This window comes from Rhodoferax sp., assembly GCF_028688795.1.
In the GTDB taxonomy this organism is placed as follows: Bacteria; Pseudomonadota; Gammaproteobacteria; order Burkholderiales; family Burkholderiaceae_C; genus Rhodoferax.
Genome location: NZ_JAQTXM010000078.1, coordinates 1 through 5697, shown reverse-complemented (window position 1 = coordinate 5697; position 5697 = coordinate 1). Strand labels below are relative to the sequence as shown.

9 protein-coding genes are annotated in these 5697 nt (G+C 56.1%); 4 read left to right on the top strand and 5 right to left on the bottom strand.

The genetic code is table 11. From position 1 onward, the window contains the following. Nucleotides 1-73: 73 nt before the first annotated feature. Nucleotides 74-460 carry a LexA family transcriptional regulator gene (locus tag PHQ58_RS23155; protein WP_300116167.1) on the bottom strand — a complete coding sequence of 129 codons (387 nt, stop codon included), beginning with the start codon at nt 458-460 and terminating at the stop codon, nt 74-76. Nucleotides 461-695: 235 nt separating this feature from the next. Between PHQ58_RS23155 and PHQ58_RS23150 the strand changes: the two genes are divergently transcribed. Both PHQ58_RS23150 and PHQ58_RS23145 read left to right on the top strand, forming a co-directional pair. Then, nucleotides 696-1367 carry an SOS response-associated peptidase gene (locus PHQ58_RS23150; protein ID WP_300116166.1) on the top strand — a complete coding sequence of 224 codons (672 nt, stop codon included), beginning with the start codon at nt 696-698 and terminating at the stop codon, nt 1365-1367. 19 nt (nt 1368-1386) lie between these two features. Next, complete coding sequence (locus tag PHQ58_RS23145; RefSeq protein WP_300116165.1) at nt 1387-1713, top strand: hypothetical protein; 327 nt, start codon at nt 1387-1389, stop codon at nt 1711-1713. 35 nt (nt 1714-1748) lie between these two features. On the opposite strand, the gene PHQ58_RS23140 is transcribed toward PHQ58_RS23145, so the two are convergent. The 4 genes from PHQ58_RS23140 to PHQ58_RS23125 are packed head-to-tail and all read right to left on the bottom strand — an operon-like array spanning nt 1749 to nt 4436. After that, on the bottom strand, nt 1749-2237 hold the full coding sequence (locus PHQ58_RS23140) for a LacI family transcriptional regulator (protein WP_300116163.1): 489 nt from the start codon (nt 2235-2237) through the stop codon (nt 1749-1751). An 8-nt stretch (nt 2238-2245) separates the two neighbouring features. Then, the gene (locus PHQ58_RS23135; protein ID WP_300116160.1) at nt 2246-2608 is read right to left on the bottom strand and encodes a site-specific recombinase resolvase; all 363 of its coding nucleotides are present in this window, start codon (nt 2606-2608) and stop codon (nt 2246-2248) included. After that, complete coding sequence (locus PHQ58_RS23130) at nt 2605-3984, bottom strand: recombinase family protein (protein WP_300116158.1); 1380 nt, start codon at nt 3982-3984, stop codon at nt 2605-2607. Before PHQ58_RS23130 ends, PHQ58_RS23135 begins: the two co-directional genes overlap by 4 nt. Continuing rightward, complete coding sequence (locus tag PHQ58_RS23125) at nt 3981-4436, bottom strand: DUF2924 domain-containing protein (protein ID WP_300116156.1); 456 nt, start codon at nt 4434-4436, stop codon at nt 3981-3983. Before PHQ58_RS23125 ends, PHQ58_RS23130 begins: the two co-directional genes overlap by 4 nt. 291 nt (nt 4437-4727) lie before the next feature. Between PHQ58_RS23125 and PHQ58_RS23115 the strand changes: the two genes are divergently transcribed. Both PHQ58_RS23115 and PHQ58_RS23110 read left to right on the top strand, forming a co-directional pair. Continuing rightward, the gene (locus PHQ58_RS23115) at nt 4728-5249 is read left to right on the top strand and encodes a thermonuclease family protein (protein WP_300116152.1); all 522 of its coding nucleotides are present in this window, start codon (nt 4728-4730) and stop codon (nt 5247-5249) included. Beyond that, nucleotides 5239-5517, top strand: coding sequence for a DUF6794 domain-containing protein (locus PHQ58_RS23110; protein ID WP_300116151.1), 279 nt, complete (start codon nt 5239-5241; stop codon nt 5515-5517). The genes PHQ58_RS23115 and PHQ58_RS23110 overlap by 11 nt, the downstream gene beginning before the upstream one ends. The last annotated feature ends 180 nt before the right edge of the window (nt 5518-5697 follow it).

Sequence of the window (5697 nt, the reverse complement as noted above, 5' to 3'; positions counted from 1 at the left end):
CTGGGGCGAAAAACCCGTTCGCACGAGACGTAAAAATTGTTGCCATCCACCAGTGCGTACATGGTCTTCTCATTCAGGCTTTGAACTGCTTGATGGAAGCAACCACCACACCCCAAATCTCAACGGTTTGACCGTCAGCCGGATTGATGTCTGGAAAAGTGACGTTGGCAGCTTTGAGTTTCATGCGGCCGGAGCGCTGCCACAGGGTCTTGCAGACAAACTCTCCGTCCACCATTGCAATGACGATGTGGCCAGATCTCGCAGTGATGGCGCGGTCAACCAGCACGACATCATTGTCAAAAATGCCAGCGTCTTTCATGGACTCACCGCGCACACGCAGTAAAAAGGTGGCCTGTGGGTGTTTGATCAACTGCGCCATCAGGTCGACACGCTGCACCGCATGGTCTTCGGCAGGAGACGGAAAGCCAGCCGCAACCCGGCACGGCAACACACTGACCATGGTTGGGATCAGCGAAAGTGCGACGGGTTGGTTGAGAGGGATTGTGGCTAGGCTCATGTGATACTGCGTTTATGTACAGTATATGGCAAGACCTCAAGTACTGGCATCGAAACTGCCCAATGTTTGAGCACACCTCGCAAGTCCATGGCTGGCATTGCTTTGGGGACTTCTTCCGCCAGTTGTCCACAGCGTTGGGCACTGTTTATGGGGACAAAGATGCGGCTACGATCAGGCAATGTGCAGTCATTACCAAGCCATCAAGGAGCGTGAACGCTACGCCACACACTTCGGCATCGAGCCACCCGTTGAAATGGGCAAACACGATGTTTGGCCTTGCTACCCGGCAACTTTCATTCGCAGACCCAGGGAGGCTGATGTTGGTGATGAGGCTGTGGCTGATCGCGAAGCCTTACCCGGGCTGTTTGGCCTGATTCCACATTGGGCCACTGATGCCAACATCGGTCGCCAAACCTACAACGCACGCACTGAGACAGTTGCCGCCAAGCCAAGTTTTCGGGATGCCTGGAAAAACGCCCAGCACTGCGTCATACCGGTGGATGCCTTCTTTGAGCCCGATTGGCGCAGCGGAAAAGCCATTGCGACGCGCATTTCATGCGCCAGCGGCGAACCCATGGGGCTGGCCGGTCTTTGGTCGTCGTGGAAATCGCCCAAAGGCGTTGTTCACAGTTTCACCATGCTGACCATCAACGCTGACGGTCATGACCTGATGTGCCAGTTTCACAAGCCGGTGGACGAGAAGCGCATGGTGGTGATTTTGCCGCCGGATAGTTATGACCATTGGCTCAAGGCCACACCGCAGCAGAGCATGGAATTTATGCGTCAGTACCCGGCGCAGCGGCTACTTGCTGGCGCTGAGTCTCCCGCCCAACGCTCGCTGCTGGCCTGAACCACCTGCCATATCAAACATGGCTCGGTGCAAGCATTACCACGTCTATGTTGTTGAATTGTCCAACGACGTGCTGCTCAATGCCCGGTTCATGCGCTCGAACCCAGATTACCAGCCAGGAAAGCCATGCGTCTATGTTGGCATGACCGGACTGGACCCGGACGTGCGCTTTGACAAACACAAGGCTGGCATTCAAGCCAATCGATACGTACAGGAATTTGGTCAACGCCTGTTGCCGGAAATCTATGCGCTTTACAACCCGCTGACCTATGACGAGGCTCGGAGTTTGGAGGTTGAACTGGGCATTGACCTGCGCGATGGTGGGTTTGGAGTCTGGCAGGCATGATGTCGGGCCGAAATGGACAGGATTCGACCAGTCAATTACCGCCCTTGTGGTTTATTGCGGATAAGTGACGATTGATCTGCCCAAGTTCCCGCCAAACTGACGCGAGCTAACTGCTCCAATTTTGGCGCACCAAGACGATCTGAGAAGCAAGATTCAACAATTTCAGGTGCAAGCCGAGTCAATTGTGCAGTGCGACTTGCCTGACTGAGATCGACTCCCTCTGTGGCTGCAATATCTGTGAGTGATCGGTACTTGCCCTCATCAAGCAGCCGCTGCCAGTAGTGCGCCAACCCCAACGCCCGGACTGACGGGCTGACCTTGACTTGCTTGCGCGCGCTTCGCTCAACAACCGCTTCCTTCTCAAAATGCTCCGGCGCATCAATTGGCGTGATCACTTGCCGCCTGACCCCTCGCTTGACCAAAGTCCACGGAATGAACGTCTCCATCTGCACGCCACCTGCTGGCGCTGGGATTTGGTACGTGACGGGATCACCAGTCACCATGCCCCTGTCATTTTTTGCCATGTTGATTCCTATTTGAAGCCGTCGATGATGGCGCGCTGGCTCTGCCAATCCACAGGAAGCCGGTTGCGCTGAAACCACATCAAGTTCAGCCGCCGTGGTTGTGTGCCGGACATCAACTGCGTGATGATGTCGGGTGCCAGCAGTGTCAGACGCATCAGTTCGTTCACCACCGAGTGGTGAAGGCCTTCATTCTTGGCAATTTCGGAACCACTTTTCATGACACCGGTGTCGAGCAGGCTCTTCCAGTAAAACGCACGACTCAGCCCCACCAAAAACGTCGTGTCGTGCGCCACTGCACTGGTGGTGGCCAACCGCTGCACGCCACGCCGGGAATAAGTGAGGGGCACAAAGGATTCGAGGTCGGCGTTCATGCGGCCTCCGTTTCCACCAGTTCCGCACCAATGCCTTTCGCGGCGAACTCTTTGATGAGTGCCTTCCAGCCCAGGGCGTGCCACTTCACCTTCAGTCCACCCGCAACCAGATCAACTCGCTCGATCATCAACTTGACGATCCTGACGCGCTCGGCCGGGTACAACTGCTCCCAAGCTTCTCCGAGCTGGTGAAGTCCCATCACGATCTCGTCTTCGTTGATCCGGACACCTTGCAGTTCAAGTGATTTGCAAACGGCGGTGATAGCTTCGGGGCTGGAAAGCACCGTTTTGACTTGGTTGACCGTCGCGGCTTCCACCTCAGCAGCCGGAATGCGCTCGTGCGTTTTACCTGCGGCACCAAATCGCATTTCAGCCTTGGAGACGTAATAGCGGTACTTGCGTTTGTTCTTGCTGGCGTAGGTCGGGTACATCGGGTCGCCACTGGGGCCAAACAACAGGCCGCGCAACAGAGCATCCGTGCTCTCGCGTGTTTGCGTATCGACCGACCTCACATGCGGGTCACGCGCCAGCACTTCATGCACCTGACCCCACAGCCCATGGTCAATGATTGGCGCGTGCGCGCCAGGAAACCAGCTGCCCTTGTGCGACAACTCGCCCAAATAGATGCGGTTGCGCAGCAGCTTGTAAAGGTATTTCCGGTCCATCTGGGTGCCACTGCGCACCTGACCGTCTTGGGTTGTCCAGGCTTTGGTGGTGATGTCCTCGCTGGCCAAACCCTGCGCGATGCGCGTCGGCGACCCGATGGTGAGCATTTCACTAAAAATGCGCCGCACCAGATCGGCTTCAGTTTCGTTGACCACCAGCAACCGGCTGGCCACGTCGTAGCCCAAGGGTGGAACACCACCCATCCACAGTCCCTTGCGTTTGCTGGCGGCAATCTTGTCGCGTATCCGCTCGCCGGTGACTTCCCGCTCAAATTGGGCAAACGACAGCAGCACGTTGAGCATTAAGCGGCCCATGGACGTGGTGGTGTTGAACTGCTGGGTGACAGACACGAATGACACGCCCTGGCGCTCGAACACCTCCACCATTTTGGAGAAATCCGCCAGGCTGCGGGTAAGCCGGTCAATTTTGTAGACCACCACAATGTCGACCAAACCGCGCTCGATGTCAGCCATGAGGCGCTTGAGTCCGGGCCGCTCAGTGTTGCCGCCAGAAAACCCTGGGTCGTCATAGTCGTCCACCACCGGAATCCAGCCCTCGGAGCGTTGGCTGGCAACGTAGGATTGCCCTGCCTCTTTCTGCGCATCAATGGAGTTGAATTCCTGCTCCAGCCGCTCGTCAGAAGAGACGCGGCAATACACGGCGCAACGTTTGCGTGGCTTGGGCGATGCAATTTGGGAGGTGACGCTCATGCTGCCTCCTTGCGGTTTGTCTTCAAGCCAAAAAACAGTGGCCCTGACCATGGCGTGCCAGAGATGTGCCGCGCCACCGCAGACAGACTCTTAAAAAACTTGCCCTCATATTCAAAGGTGCCCTCGGCGGTCACGGTCACCTTGTGGTCACGCTCGCCCCATTCGCGCATCAAGACTGTGCCGGGTGCCAGTTCAATGTCGCGGGCAATCTGCCTGCTCTTGATCTTGGAGTGGCGCATTCCGATGTTGACCAGTCGGCGCTGGGTTTCTGCGCTCAAGCCACCAAACGCCTGTTCCTGGAGTTTGTAGGCTACTCGCGACTCGAGGTAATTGCGGTTCGGGTTGTCCGGGCGGCGTTTGAAAAACCGATCCCACAGTGCCCACAAGTCTGGCGTTGGCAGGTTGGACAGTGCGGCCACTTGGGCAGCCACTGAGGTGGTGGTGTCATTCATTTGGAACTCCTGGTTTGATACGGGTTCGTATGAACGCGCTGGTCACCAGAAAAGCCAAGTCCAACTTGTCTTTCTATTTGGTCTGTCGCGGCCTGACCACTGGCGTGAGTACGCATAATGGCTGCCGACAGGATGGATGTGATCTCGGCTGCTCGCTGGCGCGCTGACATCTGTTCGGGGGGAGTGAGTTTGATCGGTTTCATGGTTTGCAAAGGGCATTTGAAAGACCCAGAAATCATGAATCAAATCCTCCAAGACGATGGGTAACGTAGGGCAACACAGGGTAATCGGATGAAGATTTTTGGACTTGCGCTGGCGCTGATCGTGGTCTTCTGCCCAGTCGGTGCTGAGGTGCTGACCGGCCACGTCGTCGGTGTCACTGATGGCGACACCATTACGGTGCTTGATGCCTCAAAGGTACAGCACAAGATTCGAGTCGCTGGCATAGATGCGCCCGAAAAAAAGCAGGCATTCGGTCAGGTGTCCAAGGAAAACCTGTCGCGACTGGTTTTCGACAAAGAGGTCGACATTGAGTGGACAAAGCTTGATCGGTACAAACGGATCGTGGGCAAAGTGCTGGTGGCGTCGCCCAACTGCTCAAGTGCTTGTTCCAGGACGTTCGATGCAGGCTTGAGTCAGGTGAGCGCCGGTCTGGCTTGGTGGTACCGCAAATACTCCAAGGAACAGCCCGCAGAGGACTTGCCCAAATATGAGAAGGCTGAACTCGGCGCGCAGTCGCGCCACCAGGGTCTTTGGGGCGACAAGTCACCCATTGCACCTTGGGACTGGCGAAAGGGTGACCATGGCGAATGAATTTCCAACTACGGTGGATGCTGCGGTGCGCCTGCTTTTGAGCATGGTAGAGGAATCCGAGCAGGCCAAGATCGCGGCCATGGACAGCGAAGATATTTACACGCTGCACTTTGGATTGGGCGTTTGGATTCGCAACCACATGGGCTTTTATGCTGGCAACGACCAGTTGCTCAAGGCCACGGGTAAGACCGAACCCGATGATGCGAGCATGGTCATCATGCGGGCTTTTCGGGACCGCCTGCGAGCAGATCAGCCCAAAATTCACTGACGTTAAATTTTCCCAGTCTGCACAAAAAGACAGGGGTTTGCGGTATAGTTGCTAAATTAACTAATCGCGCAACTTAAATAACACCATGAGCTTCGGAGCATTCATTCGACTTCATCGAGAGGCAAAGGGCATGCAAATGAACGACTTTGCCCGTCTGCTCGAGATTTCGCCTGCCTACTG

Coding starts and splice junctions, on each gene's coding strand:
- PHQ58_RS23155 (WP_300116167.1), bottom strand. CDS start 460: ATGGTCAGTGTGTTGCCGTGCCGGGTTGCGGCTGGCTTTCCGTCTCCT.
- PHQ58_RS23150 (WP_300116166.1), top strand. CDS start 696: ATGTGCAGTCATTACCAAGCCATCAAGGAGCGTGAACGCTACGCCACA.
- PHQ58_RS23145 (WP_300116165.1), top strand. CDS start 1,387: ATGGCTCGGTGCAAGCATTACCACGTCTATGTTGTTGAATTGTCCAAC.
- PHQ58_RS23140 (WP_300116163.1), bottom strand. CDS start 2,237: ATGGCAAAAAATGACAGGGGCATGGTGACTGGTGATCCCGTCACGTAC.
- PHQ58_RS23135 (WP_300116160.1), bottom strand. CDS start 2,608: ATGAACGCCGACCTCGAATCCTTTGTGCCCCTCACTTATTCCCGGCGT.
- PHQ58_RS23130 (WP_300116158.1), bottom strand. CDS start 3,984: ATGAGCGTCACCTCCCAAATTGCATCGCCCAAGCCACGCAAACGTTGC.
- PHQ58_RS23125 (WP_300116156.1), bottom strand. CDS start 4,436: ATGAATGACACCACCACCTCAGTGGCTGCCCAAGTGGCCGCACTGTCC.
- PHQ58_RS23115 (WP_300116152.1), top strand. CDS start 4,728: ATGAAGATTTTTGGACTTGCGCTGGCGCTGATCGTGGTCTTCTGCCCA.
- PHQ58_RS23110 (WP_300116151.1), top strand. CDS start 5,239: ATGGCGAATGAATTTCCAACTACGGTGGATGCTGCGGTGCGCCTGCTT.